Raw genomic sequence first — 16,214 nt, 5'->3', positions numbered from 1 at the left:
AAGCCGGACCCCTCGGGCGCAATGCGGTTACCCAGGCAAATCGGGCAGTGGCTTGGAGCTGCCGGCCGGCGCTGCCAGCCGGTACGACGCTGTGACCCGGGTGCGCTGGTAGAGCCAAGCGAGGAGGCCGGCAAAGACGATGGCTCCCAGCGGCTGGGAGGCAAACCTGAATCCGTCGCCGACCATGGCCAGCGGCTCCTCTTTGCCAGTTGTCGCGACGATGACGGCAAAGAGCACCCCGTATAGGCTTTCGCCCACAATCAGGCCCGTCGCGAGCATGACGCCCAACCGTTTCTTGCGCTCGTCGTCATCCCCAGACCACCGCGCCCAGGAGTCATAGATCCGCCCGAGGAATGCGCCGATCGGGATCATCAGCGTCAGTGCGGCCGGCAGGTACATACCCATACCCACCGCTAGTGGCGGCAGCCGAAGGTTGGTTGTCGTCTTGGCCAGTGTCTCGTCGAGCGCGACCGCTATCACGCCGGTCAAGGCCCCTACACCGACCAGCGACCAGTTCAGCGAGCCACCAAATACTCCCTTGGCCAGCGCGGACATGAGCGCGGCTTGCGGGGCGGCCAATGCGTTGGCCGTTGCGCCCGGCGCCCCCTGGAACCCGAATCCAGCCTGCATCAGCTGCAGGATCGGCGCCATCACCACCGACCCGACGAGCACGCCGATGATCAGTGCAACCTGCTGCTTCCATGGGGTAGCGCCGACGAGTTGGCCGGTTTTGAGGTCCTGCAGATTGTCGTTGGAAATAGTCGCCACGCCGAAGACCAATGCAGCGGTAAACACGGTGTAGGCCACCAGGGCCGGAATCTGCGAGCCGGTGGCCGGACCATACGCAGTCTTGATCAGCAGACCGGCCAGCACCACCACCAGAATGCCCACGCCCGAGATCGGGCTGTTCGACGAGCCGATCAACCCGGCCATGTAACCGCAGACCGCAGCGACCATCAACCCGATGACCAAGACGAGCAGTACCCCGGCGGCGATGGCGCCGGGCCTGCGGTCATCGAGCGGTGTCCCGTCGGTAAAGTCCGCGAGCAGCCATCCGATTGGGATCAGCGAGAGAAGAACCACCATGGCCACGATGTGGATCGGGATGTCGCGCTCGGTCTGGCCAACCGCTTGCCCTCGGCGTCGGGTTCGAGCTGAGACCGCGGCGTCGGCGATGCCACGCAGAATCGGCCCCAGGATCTTCAAGAACGTCCAGGCGGCCGCCACCGCAATGGCGCCCGCCCCGATGAACCGCACGTCCGTCGAGAAAATTCTGGCGACGGAGACGGCGTAGTCCCCGTCCGGCGGCAGTTGGCCGGCTGTCCGTATTGGCAGCATTACCCCAAAGGCGATAGCCAATCCGACGATCATTGCGACACCGACGGTGACGCCAACAAGATGACCGACGCCGATCAACGCCAGCGACAAGCTGGCACCGATCATCGTCGCACCGGAACCTACTCGGAAGGTGGCCGACAGTGAGTTGTTGATCACCCGCAGGGATGCCAGCAGTGCATATCCCGCCGCCGCTGCCGCGCCCAGGGCGATTACCCCAATTCCCCTACGGTTGTGCTCCATCTCCCGTGCGGAGTCACCGATCTTGAGAACCTCGGCTCCGGCAACGCCTTCTGGGTACGGCAGGTCTGATCCGGTGACGAGTGCGCGGCGCAACGGAATTGAGTACATGACGCCAAGGATCCCGCCCAGTGCACACACCGCCGCCGTTGTCCAGTACGGAAACCCGCTCCACCAGCCGATCATGAGCAGTGCCGGTAACACGAAGATGATCGACGACAGCGTGCCGGCCGCCGACGCGATCGTCTGAACAATATTGTTCTCCACCACTGAGTGGTTGGCGAACAACCGCAGCACGCCCATCGAGATCACCGCGGCCGGTATGGAAGTGGCGAATGTCAATCCAACCCTTAGCCCCAGGTACACGTTGGCCGCGGTGAACACCAAGGTAATCAATGCGCCCAGGACGACTCCGCGGATGGTGATTTCGCGCGCACCCACCGTGGCACCGGACATGGCGATAGACCCTATCGGCTAGCGCGCGAATGCACCGAGCCGGTAAAACCGCAGACAAAGCCCGAGAGGGCCGGCAAAATTATCGGCTCGAAGTGGTCCGCGTTCGTTTGGCCGCCCGCCGGCGAACGGCTCAGGCATCGTCGCCCATGACCGCGCCTTCGCGGCGTGGGTCGGCGCCGCCGGCCCAACCCGCCTCGCTGCGGGTGATCGCCGAGAGCCCACTGGATTGCTCGGCAAGATTAACTCGATGCCCCAGCGCGCGCAGGCCTTGCACCAGCGGGTCATGATCACCATCGTCGGAAGTGTTGATCTCGGGATTCTCACCGCCGAGGTTAGTGTGCGGCGAGTTCGCGGCGCCGAAATCGACCAGGGAAACCGCCTGCTGCGGATTCAGACCCCAATCCAGCATCGCCACAAGTGTTTTCACGACGAACTGGATGATCATGGAGCCGCCCGGAGAACCGAGCACCGCGTACAGCGCACCGCGCCCCGCCGACGAGTGATCGAACACCAACGTCGGTGCCATCGAACTGCGCGGTCGCTTCCCAGGCTCGACCCGGTTAGCCACCGGTGATCCGTCAGTAGCGTGTGGCTCGGCGCTGAAATCGCTCAGCTGGTTGTTGAGGATGAATCCGTCCACCAGGTGGTAGGAGCCGAACGAAGATTCCACCGTCGTCGTCAACGTGGCCGCATTGCCGTACGAATCGACGACGCTGAGGTGGCTGGTGCCATGCTCAGGCACTGGCGGGGCGACGGCCGTCGGTGCGCCGAAGTCCCCCGGTCTGGCGCTGCCCATGCTGTGTTGCGGCGAGATTAGCGCGGCGCGTGTTGCCAAGTAGCCCGGGTCAACCAGCGTGGTGAGCGAGCCGCCGGGCAGCCGGACAAAATCGACGTCAGCGATATATTGGTCGCGGTCGGCATAGGCCAGCCGTTCGGCCTCCGCTATCAGGTGAACCCCCATCACGGTCGGGCGACCGCCGTTGAGGTCGACCTTGCTGGGCGCGTAGTCGCTCATCGGGAAGTGCTCGAGGATGCCCAAGGTTGCGGCCACGGCGACGCCACCCGACGATGGCATGCCGCAGATCTCCCGGCCGCGATAGGTCGTGCACAACGGTTGGCGTCTCTTGGCGAGGTAACCCGCCAGGTCCTCAATGGTCAACAGGCCCGGCGTGCGGCCATTCGATGTGTCGCTCGCCGCCGCCACGATGTCGTGGGCAATGTCGCCGGAATAGAAGGCGTTGGCGCCGGCGGAGGCGATGGCGGACAGGGTTTTTGAGTACGCGGGGTTCGTCAGCCGGGTTCCCGCGGGTTTCGGGCTGCCGTCGGGATTGAGGAAATACTTGCGAGCCTCCGGGTCGTCTCGCAGTTGCGGCGCAGCGTCGGAGATGGCCGCGCCCATCCTGGCGCTGATGTCAAAACCGCCATCGGCCAGCGTTACCGCGGGGCCGAAGAGGTCGCGCCAGGGTGTGCGCCCGTGCTCGTTGTGCACCATCTCCAGCATTCGCAGGATGCCCGGTACTCCGATTGACCGTCCCGAGGCTCGGGCGTTGGGCCTGGGCGCGCTGCGGTCGACGTCGCTGACCCAGCGAAGGTAGTTCTCGGTGGCGGCCGCTGGGGCCACCTCACGGCCGTCGTAGGCCTGCACTGAGCCCGTGCGGGCGTCGAAGTACACTAGATATCCGCCGCCGCCGATCCCGGAGGATTGCGGTTCGACCAACCCCAGCACCGCCTGGGCGGCCACGACGGCATCGGCGGCGGTACCACCGTCGCGCAATACTCGGCAGGCCACCTGAGTGGCCAGCGGATTGGCGGTGGCGGCCGCATAGTGGGCGGTCCGCACCACGGTCATGTCCCGGCGGTAGCCGGTGGCGATCTCGGGGTTGGTCGCGAGGTTGCGCGACGAAGGCACGGTAGCCGGGGGTGTCTTGGGCGCCGGCGTGCCATTGGGGACGATCTCGCACGGACCTGCCGTGCTTGGCGCACCCGCGTGGAAGCCGCCACATCCGCTCAGCGACAGCATCACTGCAGCCACCAAGGCGCCCGCTCGCAACCAAACACTCACCAGAGGACATCCGTTCCAGCAGACCTTCGAGAAGACCTAGGCCGCGATCCGACCGGCCACGGCTTGTCGGTAGCGATCCCACATGGTCGCGGCCACCATCGGGTGTGCACCCAGCGGTTGTGCCATCGCGATGCCGGCTTCCCGTGCGTATCCGCGTACCCGGTCAGACAGTATCCCAGGGGCGAGCAGCCATGGCGCGATGACCATCCGACGGGCACCGTGGCGTCGCAACCGATCGGTGGCATCGGCCAGCGAAGCCTCCGGTCGGGTGATGAAAGCGGTCGTCACCGCGGCCCACTGGGTCCCCTCCGCCAGCCTTGACGCCACCGTCGAGGTGCGCGCATTGGCCGCGGGATGCGATGAGCCGATCGCGAGCACGACCACCCCCAGTGTGTGGTCGAACGGCGAAACCCCCAGCTCGGTGAGGCGCTCATGCAGCGCTGACACCAGCCGAATGTCCTCACCCAGCACACTGGCCTGGCGTACCCGGTGACCAACGCGGCAGCTGGCGATCTGGGCAGGGATGTCGACGCGAGCGTGGTAGGCATCGGCCAGCAGCAGCGGGGTGACCACAGCTGCTCCTCGACAGCGGTTGAGCACGTCGACCAGGTTGGGCGAGTTGAGCTCACAGAACGCGACCCGCACGTCGAGCCCGGGCCGCATGCGCGCCAGCCGGCTCGCGATAGCCCGTGCGTTGGCGGCCGATCGCGGATCTTTGCTGCCGTGTGCGGTGAGGACGAGCTGAGGCGCGATGGTGCCGCTCTCCTCCGCAAGCGGGAGGTGCCCCCACCGCATCGCTGCGCTCTGCATCGTCGCCGGCGGTGCTTCGATGGCGCCGCTCCTCAGCATCGCTGCGCTCTGCATCGTCGCCGGCGGTGCTTCGATGGCGCCGCTCCTCAGCATCGCTGCGCTCTGCATCGTCGCCGGCGGTGCTTCGATGGCGCCGCTCCTCAGCATCGCTGCGCTCTGCATCGTCGCCGGCGGTGCTTCGATGGCGCCGCTCCTCAGCATCGCTGCGCTCTGCATCGTCGCCGGCGGTGCTTCGATGGCGCCGCTCCTCAGCATCGCTGCGCTCTGCATCGTCGCCGGCGGTGCTTCGATGGCGCCGCTCCTCAGCATCGCTGCGCTCTGCATCGTCGCCGGCGCGGTCACGAGGCGTGCAACCCGCATTCGGTCTTGGCCAGCCCCTGCCAGCGTCCGCTGCGCGGGTCGGCGCCTTCGGCGGGTTTGGCTGTGCACGGAGCGCAACCGATCGACGGATAGCCTTCCCGCACAAGCGGATTAACCAGCACGTCGTTGTCGGCAATGTATTCCTGCACATCTTGGTCGGTCCAGGCCGCCAGCGGGTTGACCTTCACTAGTTTGAACGTCTCATCGAAGCTGACCAGCGGGGCATTGGCCCGGGTCGGTGCATCGACCCGCCGTAGCCCGGTCACCCACGCGGAGTAGCCACGCAGCGTCTTGCCCAGGGGAACGACCTTGCGCAACCGGCAGCATTCATGGGGGTTGCGGGCGAACAAGTCCTTGCCCAGCAGTTCGTCCTGCTCGGCCACTGTGTGCTCCGGAGTGACATTGAGCACCCGGACGTCATAGACGGACTCGATCGCATCTCTGGTGCCGATTGTTTCGACGAAGTGGTAGCCGGTATCAAGAAAGATGACCGGTACGCCCGGTCGCACCTTGGCGGCCAGATCCACCAGCACCGCATCAGCCATGTTGGAAGCAACTACGTAGTTGCACGTTGTCCACCCGCGATGTCCGCTCACGCCGCCGCCGGCGCCGCCGATGTCGCCGAAGGTTTCGTCGGTCCAGCGCAACATGTCGGTGGCGGTGGCGCCGTCGAGTTCGGCAGCTCCGCGCGCGGCCAGCTCACGTAGTTGCGGTTCGGTCAGCCTGGTTGTCTCGCCGCTCATCGCAGGTCGTCCTCCTCGGCCCGGATGACCCACTGCGCGAAGCGTTCACCTTCGCTGCGGTGTTTGACGAAGTTGCGCACCACCCGGTCGATGTAGTCGCCGAGTTCGTCACTGGTGACCTTGTGCTGGCGCAGTTTGCGGCCGAATCCGGCATCCAGGCCGAGGTGTCCGCCCAGATGCACCTGGAAGCCTTCGACGGAGCCGCCGTGTCCGTCGTCGATCATCTGTCCCTTGAATCCGATGTCGGCGATTTGAATTCGCGCACATGAGTTCGGGCAGCCGTTGATGTTGACGGTGATCGGTACGTCGAGCTGCGAGTTGATGTCCTCAAGCCGGCGTTCCAGCTCGGGCACCAAATGCTGTGCTCGAACCCGGGTTTCGGCGAATGACAACTTGCAGAACTCAATTCCGCTGCACGCCATCAAGTTCCGGCGCCAATGCGACGGGCGCGACTGCAGCCCCAGCGCGTCCAGACCGGCGATCAAGTCGTCGAGCAAGGCGTCCGGAATGTCGAGGATGACCAGCTTCTGGTAGGGGGTGAACCGGATCCGGTCGGAACCGGCCCGCGCCATCAGGTCGGCGACCGCCGTGAGGATGGTGCCCGATACCCGCCCGGCGATGGGGGCGACTCCGACGGCGTTGAGCCCGTTCTTGAGTCGTTGCACCCCGACGTGGTCGATCGGATGCTTGACCGGTTCGGGGGCCGGACCGTCGATCAGCGGACGCTTGAGGTACTCGGTTTCGAGCACTTCGCGGAACTTCGCTATGCCCCAGTCTTTGATCAGAAATTTCAGCCGGGCCTTGGCGCGCAGCCGCCGGTAGCCGTAGTCGCGAAACACCGAGGTGACCGCCGCCCACACCTCGGGCACTTCGCCCAGTGGAACCCAGGCGCCGACCCGCTGGGCCAGCATCGGGTTGGTCGACAGTCCACCGCCCACCCACAGATCCAGGCCTGGTCCGTGCTCGGGATGGTTGACGCCGATGAAGGCGACGTCGTTGATCTCGTGCGCGACGTCCTGCAGGCCAGAGATGGCGGTCTTGTACTTGCGCGGCAAGTCGGCGAAGTCGGGCTTGCCGATGTAGCGACGCACGATCTCCTCGATCGCCCAGGTCGGGTCGAGCACTTCGTCGAGCGACTCGCCGGCCAACGGCGAGCCCAGCACTACCCGCGGGCAGTCACCGCACGCCTCGGTGGTCTGCAGTCCGACATCGTCTAACCGTCGCCAGATTTCAGGGACGTTTTCCACTTCGATCCAGTGGTATTGCACGTTCTGCCGGTCGGAGATATCGGCGGTATCGCGCGCGAACTCCGTCGAGATCTGGCCCAGCGTGCGCAGCGCGGCAGCCGAGAGCGCGCCGCCGTCGCAACGCACCCGCATCATGAAGTATTTGGCCTCGAGCTTGTCGATGTTGTCGTCACCGGTCCAGGTGCCGTCGTAGCCCTGCTCACGCTGGGTGTACAGGCCCCACCAGCGAAAGCGCCCTCGCAGGTCGGTCTTGTCGATGCTGTCGAAACCCTGTTTGGCGTAGATGTTTTCGATGCGCTCCCGCACGTCGAGCGGGTTGCCGGCCTTCTTCAGCTCTTCGTTGGCGTTGAGTGGCTCGCGATGTCCCAGCGCCCACTGGCCCTCATTTCGAGCCTTGGCGGGACGTGCAGTGGTCATTTGGGGGTTCTCCTTCGCGGACATCGCCGACCTAGGACGCGCTAAACGCCGCTTGTTCCGGGAGGGGCAGATCCGGTCGCCGGCTGCAGATACAGGTGGGCTGGGTTTACGGCGTCAAGGCCGACAGCCACAGCTGCAGACCCGCTTGAGGTCGATGTGCCGCCGAGCCACCAGCGCGATTCGCAGATCGGGGCGCGGGTTCTTGGCGGCGGTCACGGTGACATTCTGCCATGGATGGCGTGCAGCTGCGCGACCTGGTCAAATTTCTTTTCACGATGATCAAAACTACGCAACAAGCCTGGATGGATGGATAGGCCGACCCGGGAATCCGCTGGGAGACGCGCACCTGACGTTGACAGGAGTGACAGATGTGACCAAATATGACTACTGAGATAGTTGTCTTAGCGGATAGTGATCGATGTCAATCGTGCGCAGAATGACCATCTTCGGCCGGGGCCACGGTGCAAGTGAGCCAGGCGGCACCGGCGAACCGGCCGAAACTCCCGGCCGCGGTCGGTTAACCAGATCGGTGATTGGCTGGGTTGGCGCCGTCGCGGTGGTTGTGTCGTTGGCCGGGTCTGGATGGTGCGGATGGGTGCTCTTTGAGAAGCATCAGACAGACGTCGCCGCCGGCCAGGCACTGCAGGCCGCACGCAGCTATGTTGTCAAGCTGGCCACCATGGACTGTGAGCGGATCGACCACAACATGAGGGACATTCTCGAGGGTTCGACCGGCGAGTTCAAAGACAAGTACGGCAAATCCAGTGCGCACCTTCGCCAACTGCTGGCCAACAATCGGGTGGCCACCCACGGGACCGTCGTGGCGGCGTCGGTCAAATCAGCCACCACGAACAAGGTGCCGACGACATCGATTGGGACGCCATCGCGCAATGCGAATCCGGCGGCAATTGGGCGGCCAACACCGGTAACGGGTTATACGGTGGTCTGCAGATCAGCCAGGCGACGTGGGATTCCAACGGTGGTGTCGGGTCGCCGGCGGCCGCGAGTCCCCAGCAACAGATCGAGGTCGCAGACAACATTATGAAAACCCAAGGCCCGGGTGCGTGGCCGAAATGTAGTTCTTGTAGTCAGGGAGACGCACCGCTGGGCTCGCTCACCCACATCCTGACGTTCCTCGCGGCCGAGACTGGAGGTTGTTCGGGGAGCAGGGACGATTGAGGTGTGCCTGCGTTACATTGCTGGCCACCCTAGCTGGTACGCGCTATGCGATGATTTGGCATGGTATTTCGGCAGGCACCGGTTGAGCTGCCCGGCCTGGCGCCCATGCCCGGACAACCGTTCGGGGTCTACCTGCACGTCCCGTTCTGCCTGACCCGTTGCGGGTACTGCGACTTCAATACCTACACCCCGGCCGAGCTGGGTGGCGTCAGCCCGGACCGTTGGCTGCTGGCGCTGCGGGCGGAGCTCGAACTGGCGGCCGCCAAGCTGGACGCACCGACGGTGCATACCGTGTATGTGGGCGGCGGGACGCCATCGCTGCTCGGGGGGGAGCGCCTGGCCATGTTGCTGGACATGGTGCGGGACCACTTTGTGCTGGCGCCCGACGCCGAAGTCACCACCGAGGCCAACCCCGAGTCGACGTGGCCGGAGTTCTTCGCCACGATCCGCGCGGCCGGTTACACGCGGGTGTCGCTCGGCATGCAGTCGGTGGCCCCGAGGGTGCTGGCAACCTTGGACCGGGTGCACTCGCCGGGCCGGGCGGCGGCCGCGGCCACCGAGGCGATAGCGGAGGGCTTCACACACGTCAACCTCGACCTGATCTATGGAACCCCGGGGGAGTCCGACGACGACCTAGTGCGCTCAGTGGACGCCGCGGTGCAGGCCGGTGTGGATCATGTGTCCGCGTATGCCTTGGTCGTCGAGCACGGCACGGCACTGGCTCGCCGGGTTCGGCGTGGTGAGCTGGCCGCGCCCGATGACGACGTGCTGGCGCATCGCTACGAGTTGGTCGATGCTCGGCTGTCGGCGGCCGGGTTTGCCTGGTACGAGGTGTCCAATTGGTGTCGACCGGGCGGCGAGTGCCGGCACAACCTGGGTTATTGGGACGGTGGCCAGTGGTGGGGCGCAGGTCCAGGCGCGCACGGCTACATTGGCGTGACACGCTGGTGGAATGTCAAGCACCCCAACACTTACGCCGAGATACTGGCCGGGGCGACGTTGCCGGTAGCGGGCTTCGAGCAGCTGGGCGCCGACGCTTTGCACACCGAAGACGTGTTGCTGAAGGTCCGGCTGCGCCAGGGGCTACCGCTCGCCCGGCTAGGGGCTGCCGAACGGGAACGTGCCGAGGCGGTGTTGGCCGACGGATTGCTGGACTACCACGGCGACCGACTGGTCCTCACCGGCCGGGGGCGATTGCTGGCCGACGCGGTGGTGCGCACTCTGCTGGGCTAACCGATCGAAGCCCCGGTGGCAGGGAACCATTGCCCGACGATGCGGGCGATCTCGATGTACAGCGGGATCCCGATCGTGACGTTGTAGGAGAACGTCAAACCCAGCGACGCGGCCAGCGGCAAGGTCGGACTGGCCTCGGGGATCGCAAGCCGTTGCACGGCCGGGACGGCGATATAGGACGCCGCGCCGCAGAGCACCGCGAACAGCACATAGGTGCCCGGCGCGAAGTCGTTGTTAGTGACGTATGCGTAGCCGTGGGCCACGATGATCCCAAGCGTCGCAAACAGATTCGGTGCCAGCAGGCCGAAGAAAACGAACCCACTGCCCGCTGACGCCAGATCCTTCAACTTACGCGACGCCGTCATGCCCATCTCCAACAGGAACAGGCAAAGTACGCCCTGGAATGCCGCCACAAAGAAGTTGTCGTCGTCGTGTAGGACCTTCTGTCCCTGCAGTCCACTGATCAGGCCGATGACGATGCCGCCGAAGAGGAGAACGAGCCCCGGGTTGAGGAAAACTTCCTGCAGCAACTCGCGTGAGAAGATCGACGCATTCGTGCCGCTGTCTTTGACGCCGTCTTCATCCCAATTTGGATGCTCGCGCTTTTCCAGCGAGAGCTCCAACTCTTCTTCGATGCCGCGCTCGGCTTGGGCCGTGAGGCTGTCGCTGTGAGCGGGCCGGGCGGGCGTGCCGGGCCCCGCTCCGATCATCGCCGCTGTGGTGTAGCCGGGCTCGTCGGCCATGTACCCCGCCTCGTTCATCCCTCGGTGCCGCAGCCGCGCCACCAGATACAGCGCCACCAGGCAGCCGGGGATCTCCATGACGGCCAACATGACCGGCATGTAGGCGTCGAAGGCCATGCCGACGCTGGTCAGGACTGCTACACAGGTGGCAAATGTCCCTGCCGAGTCCGACCCGTAATAGCCGGCGACCGTCGCCCTGTCGACCCGGCGCATGGCGGTCAGCTTGCTCAGCAGGAAGTATGCCAAGGTGCCGATCACGAAGTTCAAGGCGAAGCCAACCACCATGAACCCAACGATGGCGCCGACGTTGGACGGCTTGATCTTGGCGAGTTCTTCGCCGCCGTGCCAACCGATGGCCAGCAGCAGATACAGGGTTAGGCCCTGGTAGAGCACATAGGGGAACTCGAATCGCACCTTGAAGATCGGGATCAAGAACCCGAAATAGAAGAACAGCAGCAGCGGCTTGAACAGGTTGTGAGTGAAGTTCACCCAGAACTCATGCAGCATTGGCGCCTCCCATACCTGGTGCGGCGATCCAGGAAGCACCCAGCGTCAGGGGAGCGACCAGGAATATCAAGTCGAATCTAGAAAGTGTGGCTCGGGCTTATTGAGCCGTTGAGACCAGGGATGGTCTAACGCCGACCCCCCGCTTGCGGTGTGTCACCGACCGCCACGCCGACGGCGAGTAGTGCGTGGTGGTTTCCTCGAACCCGTCGACCCGGCAGACCGTGAGGACGCCGGTTGCTGGGTTAATCGTCAGCTCGTCGCACTCGCCGTGGACTTCTTCGCCGTCGGCGAGCCGGATTACGAACATCGTCGGGTCCTCTCTGTTGACTGGCTAACGATCGGGCGATGCCTGGGCAGACCCAGCGGACATACCGAGCTTGGCGAGCCACGCGTACCGCGACTACGTCGTCGACCGGATGGTCCACGTGGTTAGTGAGTGATGTTAGGAGAATTCCGGCGAAGGCAAAACCTTGCTTTGTAGCTAGCCAGTAAACGGTTGGCAAAGGTTTCACGATTTCGTGTGCGTGAGTTGGCGGGCATGGTAACCGGCGAGCACCGGCCGCGACCGCCTCTGCCTGCGGAAATGATTACGCTGCGAAACGCAGTCCGCGGACCGTCCGGCCGTGGGTGGGTCCTGTCGCCGCCCCGGCTGGTGCCATTTGCTCCCGACGAGCATTTTCTTCCAGTCGAGCACGTTGGACATGCGACGACCCCGGGGGGCTGCGACCCATTAAGTAGGTTAGGCTACATTTACTAGCTGTGTCCGAGCTCAGCGTCGCGACAGGCGCCGTCAGCACCGCGTCGTCGTCCATCCCGATGCCCGCCGGTGTCAACCCCGCCGACCTGGCAGCGGAGCTGGCGGCGGTGGTTACCGAGTCCGTCGACGAGGATTACCTGCTCTACGAGTGCGACGGCCAATGGGTCCTGGCCGCCGGTGTGCAGGCGATGGTGGAGCTAGACAGCGACGAACTGCGCGTCATCCGTGATGGCGTTACGCGGCGACAGCAATGGTCGGGTCGCCCGGGAGCGGCCCTGGGCGAAGCCGTCGATCGGCTGTTGCTGGAAACCGATCAAGCTTTTGGCTGGGTCGCCTTCGAATTCGGCGTGCACCGCTATGGGTTGCAGCAGCGGCTGGCGCCGCACACCCCACTGGCCCGGGTGTTTTCGCCCCGAACCCGGATCATGGTGAGCGAAAAGGAGATTCGCCTGTTCGATGCTGGGATTCGCCACCGCGAGGCCATCGACCGATTACTCGCCACCGGGGTGCGAGAGGTGCCGCAGTCCCGCTCCGTCGACGTCTCCGACGATCCATCCGGCTTCCGCCGTCGGGTGGCGGTAGCCGTCGATGAAATCGCTGCCGGCCGCTACCACAAGGTGATTCTGTCCCGTTGTGTCGAAGTGCCTTTCGCGATCGACTTTCCGTTGACCTACCGGCTGGGGCGTCGGCACAACACCCCGGTGAGGTCGTTTTTGTTGCAGTTGGGCGGAATCCGTGCTCTGGGTTACAGCCCCGAACTCGTCACGGCGGTGCGCGCCGACGGAGTGGTGATCACCGAGCCGTTGGCCGGTACCCGCGCCTTGGGCCGTGGTCCCGCCATTGACCGACTGGCTCGTGATGACCTGGAATCAAACTCCAAAGAAATTGTCGAGCACGCTATTTCAGTGCGCTCTTCGCTTGAGGAGATTACCAACATCGCCGAACCAGGGAGTGCTGCGGTCATCGATTTCATGACGGTGCGCGAGCGCGGCAGTGTGCAGCACCTCGGCTCCACCATCAGAGCACGGTTGGATCCATCGAGCGACCGGATGGCCGCCCTGGAAGCTCTTTTTCCTGCTGTCACTGCATCCGGAATCCCGAAAGCAGCTGGCGTTGAGGCCATCTTTCGCCTCGATGAGTGCCCACGTGGGCTGTATTCCGGTGCGGTGGTGATGCTTTCGGCGGATGGCGGGCTAGACGCCGCGCTGACGCTGCGAGCGGCATACCAGGTCGGCGGGCGGACTTGGCTGCGGGCCGGCGCCGGCATCATCGAAGAATCGGAGCCAGAGCGCGAATTCGAGGAGACTTGCGAAAAGCTATCCACATTGACGCCGTATCTGGTTGCACGCCAGTAACGTTCAGAGGTCTCCACGTGCTGTTGTACTGCGGATGAACTGGGCAACATAGGCCATGGCTTTGGCCGCTTCGGGCGTCATCCGCGGCAGGGCCTGGAACACATGCATCTGATCAGGCCACACTTGCAACTCGCATATGCCGCCGGCAGCGCGGATGTCGGCATCGAGTTGTCTCGCATCGGCCTCGAGTATCTCGGCTCCACCCACCTGGATCAGCGTCGGTGGCAGCGGTGGCCCGCCGGCAACATCGAGCGCCAGCCGGTGGTGGGCGGGATCGACTCCGGTGTAGTACAGCGCAACCGACCGGGCCGCACGGTCAGCGCGCACGACAGGATCGGGGCGCTGCAGCTCACGACTGGCGCCCAGCCGGAAGGTGAGGTCGATCAGCGGCGAAAACAACACCACCGCCGCCGGAGGTCGGGCGGCGACCTCGGGTTGCAGCAGCATGTCGACGGTCAGATGGCCACCCGCGGAATCCGCGGCGATCACCATGTGCTCCGCGGCTAAGCCGCATACGTGCGCTAACCAATCCCAGGCCGCCCGCACGTCGGTGGCCGCGGTCGGGAAACGGTAGCGCGGCGCCAGTCGGTAATCGACACTGAACACCGGTAGCCCGGTCAATGACGACAGCCAGGATGTCAGCCGCCGGTGGGTTCGGGGCGAACACATCGTGTAACCGCTGCCGTGTACGTAATAGATGGCGCCGCCACCGGGTCCGGCATTGATCGCGTTGTTGTGCGGTCCATACACCCATTCGCCGACGACCCGGCGTCCGTCCGGCAGAACGGAGTTGACTTGTTCCACTCGGGTGCCTGCGAGCGAGGGCCCGAACGTGCCCATGAGTCCGGCGATGATCCGGCGCGAGGCCCATATCCCCCACGGCCCGTCTGGCGGAATCGCCCCGGTGATGGGCCGCAACACCATCGAGCTCACCGCTACCGCGCCGCGTGATCGAAGTGACCCGCGGGCCGGAACACCGTCGGTCATGCAACGCAGTCAATTCAACTTGTTGACGTCAGTCAATGGCAGCGCTGGGTCGTCACGGGACCCGTCGCGATGCCGAGCTGGCGGACGATCGCTCGTTTGTCGATCTTCCCGATCGGCGTTGTGGGCAGCGCCGGCATCGCGACCAGCTGGTCGGGTCGCGTATGCGCGGCCACACCACGCTGGTCAAGGTAGCCGTTCAACTCCGCAAGCGTAATCGGAGCTCCAGCGAAAACGACTGCAGCGCAGATTTTTTCCCCCAGATACTGGTCAGGTAGTCCCACCGCCGCGGCCGAGAAGATCGCCGGATGGCTCAGCAGCTGTTCTTCGAGGTCGCTGGCGGCGATGGTTTCTCCTGCACGGCAGATGACATCCTTGACGCGCCCGGTGACCACCAGATTGCCGTCGTCGCGGCGGCGGACCAGGTCGCCGCTGCGGTAGAAGCCGTCCGGATCGAAGCAGCGCTCGTTGTCGCGTTCGGCAGCAAAATAGCCGTTCAGCGTGTAGGGCCCGCGCACCAAGAGTTCGCCTTCCTCCCCGGGCCCCACCGGCTCACCATCGGCGTTGACGATGCGCAGTTCGTCGGCCGGGCATAGTGGCCGCCCCTGGGTGTGCTCCACCACTTCGGGTGGGTCGCCGATGCGGGTGAAGTTCAGCAGCCCCTCCGCCATGCCGAACACCTGCTGCAGGCCCGGGGTGAGCGCTGTGCGCACCCGGCGAGCGTCCTCGGGTTCTAGCTTGGACCCGCCAACCTGCAACAACCGCAGTGACTTCGGTGTCACCGGCTCCCACTCACAGGATTGGGCCCACAGTTTGGCCAGTGCCGGAACTAACGCGGTTACGGTGACGCCGTGGCGCTCGATGGCGGCGAAGGCGGCCTCCGGGCTGGGATCGGGAGCGAACACGGCGGTGGCCCCGACGGTCATCGCGCCGAGCAGGCCCGGGCAGGCCAGCGGGAAATTGTGGCCGGCGGCCAGCACCACCAGATAGACGTCGTCGGCGCTAAGCCGACAGAGTGCGGCGCTGGCCGTCGCGTTGAACACGTAGTCGTCGTGGGTGCGTGGAATGAGTTTGGGCATGCCGGTGGTGCCGCCGGAGACCAGCAGCAGCGCTGGCGATCCGGGATCGGCCGGCGGTGCCGGCGAACCGGTGCCGGCCTGGGCGCACAGCTGCGCCCACGACACGAACGGTCCCGGATCGCCATCGACGATGACATGGCGCAGGGTGGGGTGATCGGCAACAAGTTCGCGCGCCATCGGCCGATAGTCGAACCCGCTGGCCACATCGGCGACCACCAGCCCGGTGGCCGCGCTGACGGCGGCGAAGTGGCCCAATTCGGCGGCGCGGTGACCGGGCAGGCACATCACTGGGATCGCCCCCGCCCGCAATAACGCGAACAGGGCAACCGCGAACTGGCAGCCGTTTGGCAGCTGGAGCAGTACCCGGTCGCCTGGCGTGATGCCCAGGCCGTGCAGCGCCGCGGCGGCCCGGTCGGCCCGCTGGTCGAGTTCGGCGTAACTGAGGCCGCCGTGGCCGGGACGATCACCGGCGTCGGCCACCGCGAGGCGGTCAGGCCAGCGCCGCGCGGCATCGGAGAGCACGGTGTCCAGGGTTCGCCCCGACCAATAGCCGGCCGCCCGGTACGACGCGGCCCGATCCGCGGGGAACGGTACAAAGCCACCCAGTCCGCCGTCGGGACTGGGTCGGCGGCCATCTGCCGCCTTCGGTGGCATGTGGGCTCCTTAACAGGGGGGCTGGTAGCGCAGGTGCGTGGTTCGAAGATAGG

The 16,214-nt window shown here is 65.3% G+C and carries 12 protein-coding genes and 3 pseudogenes; 4 read left to right on the top strand and 11 right to left on the bottom strand.

Going from position 1 to position 16,214, the window contains the following annotated elements:
• Positions 1-27 precede the first annotated feature (27 nt).
• The 7 genes and pseudogenes from MCAN_RS12725 to MCAN_RS24170 all read right to left on the bottom strand — a co-directional run bounded on the left by MCAN_RS12725 (position 28) and on the right by MCAN_RS24170 (position 7,841).
• Positions 28-2,031 (bottom strand): OPT family oligopeptide transporter, encoded by a 2,004-nt coding sequence (locus MCAN_RS12725; RefSeq protein ID WP_014001254.1) that lies wholly within the window; start codon positions 2,029-2,031, stop codon positions 28-30.
• A 130-nt stretch (positions 2,032-2,161) separates the two neighbouring features.
• The gene (locus MCAN_RS12720) at positions 2,162-4,093 is read right to left on the bottom strand and encodes a gamma-glutamyltransferase family protein (RefSeq protein WP_014001253.1); all 1,932 of its coding nucleotides are present in this window, start codon (positions 4,091-4,093) and stop codon (positions 2,162-2,164) included.
• A gap of 36 nt (positions 4,094-4,129) precedes the next feature.
• Entirely contained in the window at positions 4,130-4,996 is an 867-nt protein-coding gene (locus MCAN_RS12715; protein ID WP_041179919.1) for a sirohydrochlorin chelatase, read from the bottom strand.
• Between the two features lie 159 nt (positions 4,997-5,155).
• Positions 5,156-5,245, bottom strand: a pseudogene (locus MCAN_RS24175) (sirohydrochlorin chelatase); the annotation flags it as partial.
• Positions 5,242-6,006 (bottom strand): phosphoadenylyl-sulfate reductase, encoded by a 765-nt coding sequence (locus MCAN_RS12710; protein WP_003412303.1) that lies wholly within the window; start codon positions 6,004-6,006, stop codon positions 5,242-5,244. The gene MCAN_RS12710 and the pseudogene MCAN_RS24175, both read right to left, overlap by 4 nt.
• Positions 6,003-7,670: a sulfite reductase SirA gene (gene sirA, locus MCAN_RS12705; protein ID WP_003899303.1), complete on the bottom strand. Its 1,668-nt coding sequence runs from the start codon at positions 7,668-7,670 to the stop codon at positions 6,003-6,005. Before sirA ends, MCAN_RS12710 begins: the two co-directional genes overlap by 4 nt.
• A 114-nt stretch (positions 7,671-7,784) precedes the next feature.
• Positions 7,785-7,841 carry an Ms4527A family Cys-rich leader peptide gene (locus MCAN_RS24170; protein WP_349814673.1) on the bottom strand — a complete coding sequence of 19 codons (57 nt, stop codon included), beginning with the start codon at positions 7,839-7,841 and terminating at the stop codon, positions 7,785-7,787.
• A gap of 265 nt (positions 7,842-8,106) precedes the next feature.
• Between MCAN_RS24170 and MCAN_RS12700 the strand changes: the two are divergent.
• The 3 genes and pseudogenes from MCAN_RS12700 to hemW form a co-directional block, all read left to right on the top strand.
• Positions 8,107-8,529, top strand: a pseudogene (locus MCAN_RS12700) (hypothetical protein); the annotation flags it as partial.
• Positions 8,529-8,849: pseudogene (rpfD, locus tag MCAN_RS12695) on the top strand (resuscitation-promoting factor protein RpfD); the annotation flags it as partial. The pseudogenes MCAN_RS12700 and rpfD, both read left to right, overlap by 1 nt.
• A 60-nt stretch (positions 8,850-8,909) precedes the next feature.
• The gene (gene hemW / locus MCAN_RS12690; protein WP_041180113.1) at positions 8,910-10,082 is read left to right on the top strand and encodes a radical SAM family heme chaperone HemW; all 1,173 of its coding nucleotides are present in this window, start codon (positions 8,910-8,912) and stop codon (positions 10,080-10,082) included.
• Here the strand turns inward: hemW and MCAN_RS12685 are convergent.
• Together MCAN_RS12685 and MCAN_RS12680 are read right to left on the bottom strand one after the other, a co-directional pair.
• The gene (locus MCAN_RS12685) at positions 10,079-11,332 is read right to left on the bottom strand and encodes a sodium-dependent bicarbonate transport family permease (protein ID WP_003412289.1); all 1,254 of its coding nucleotides are present in this window, start codon (positions 11,330-11,332) and stop codon (positions 10,079-10,081) included. The genes hemW and MCAN_RS12685 overlap by 4 nt on opposite strands.
• 97 nt (positions 11,333-11,429) lie before the next feature.
• A complete protein-coding gene (locus MCAN_RS12680) occupies positions 11,430-11,639 on the bottom strand; it encodes a hypothetical protein (protein ID WP_003899302.1) in 210 nt (69 codons plus the stop codon).
• A gap of 452 nt (positions 11,640-12,091) precedes the next feature.
• Here MCAN_RS12680 and mbtI point away from each other — a divergent pair, with 452 nt between their 5' ends.
• Entirely contained in the window at positions 12,092-13,444 is a 1,353-nt protein-coding gene (gene mbtI / locus MCAN_RS12675) for a mycobactin biosynthesis salicylate synthase MbtI (RefSeq protein ID WP_014001250.1), read from the top strand.
• Positions 13,445-13,447: 3 nt separating this feature from the next.
• On the opposite strand, the gene mbtJ is transcribed toward mbtI, so the two are convergent.
• On the bottom strand, positions 13,448-14,431 hold the full coding sequence (mbtJ, locus tag MCAN_RS12670) for an acetyl hydrolase/esterase MbtJ (RefSeq protein WP_041180112.1): 984 nt from the start codon (positions 14,429-14,431) through the stop codon (positions 13,448-13,450).
• A 32-nt stretch (positions 14,432-14,463) separates the two neighbouring features.
• Positions 14,464-16,161, bottom strand: a complete 1,698-nt coding sequence (mbtA, locus tag MCAN_RS12665; protein ID WP_014001248.1) for a bifunctional salicyl-AMP ligase/salicyl-S-ArCP synthetase MbtA — start codon at positions 16,159-16,161, stop codon at positions 14,464-14,466.
• Positions 16,162-16,214 lie beyond the last annotated feature (53 nt).

Source organism: Mycobacterium canetti CIPT 140010059, assembly GCF_000253375.1.
Lineage (GTDB): Bacteria > Actinomycetota > Actinomycetes > Mycobacteriales > Mycobacteriaceae > Mycobacterium > Mycobacterium tuberculosis.
The sequence above is the reverse complement of the archived record's forward strand: the minus strand, read 5'-3'. Positions and strand labels throughout refer to the sequence as shown.

What these genes read in the sequence shown, in the direction of transcription:
- MCAN_RS12725 (WP_014001254.1), bottom strand. Translation starts at nt 2,031, where the DNA reads ATGTCCGGTGCCACGGTGGGTGCGCGCGAAATCACCATCCGCGGAGTC.
- MCAN_RS12715 (WP_041179919.1), bottom strand. Translation starts at nt 4,996, where the DNA reads ATGCTGAGGAGCGGCGCCATCGAAGCACCGCCGGCGACGATGCAGAGC.
- MCAN_RS12710 (WP_003412303.1), bottom strand. Translation starts at nt 6,006, where the DNA reads ATGAGCGGCGAGACAACCAGGCTGACCGAACCGCAACTACGTGAGCTG.
- sirA (WP_003899303.1), bottom strand. Translation starts at nt 7,670, where the DNA reads ATGACCACTGCACGTCCCGCCAAGGCTCGAAATGAGGGCCAGTGGGCG.
- hemW (WP_041180113.1), top strand. Translation starts at nt 8,910, where the DNA reads ATGGTATTTCGGCAGGCACCGGTTGAGCTGCCCGGCCTGGCGCCCATG.
- MCAN_RS12685 (WP_003412289.1), bottom strand. Translation starts at nt 11,332, where the DNA reads ATGCTGCATGAGTTCTGGGTGAACTTCACTCACAACCTGTTCAAGCCG.
- MCAN_RS12680 (WP_003899302.1), bottom strand. Translation starts at nt 11,639, where the DNA reads ATGTTCGTAATCCGGCTCGCCGACGGCGAAGAAGTCCACGGCGAGTGC.
- mbtJ (WP_041180112.1), bottom strand. Translation starts at nt 14,431, where the DNA reads ATGACCGACGGTGTTCCGGCCCGCGGGTCACTTCGATCACGCGGCGCG.
- mbtA (WP_014001248.1), bottom strand. Translation starts at nt 16,161, where the DNA reads ATGCCACCGAAGGCGGCAGATGGCCGCCGACCCAGTCCCGACGGCGGA.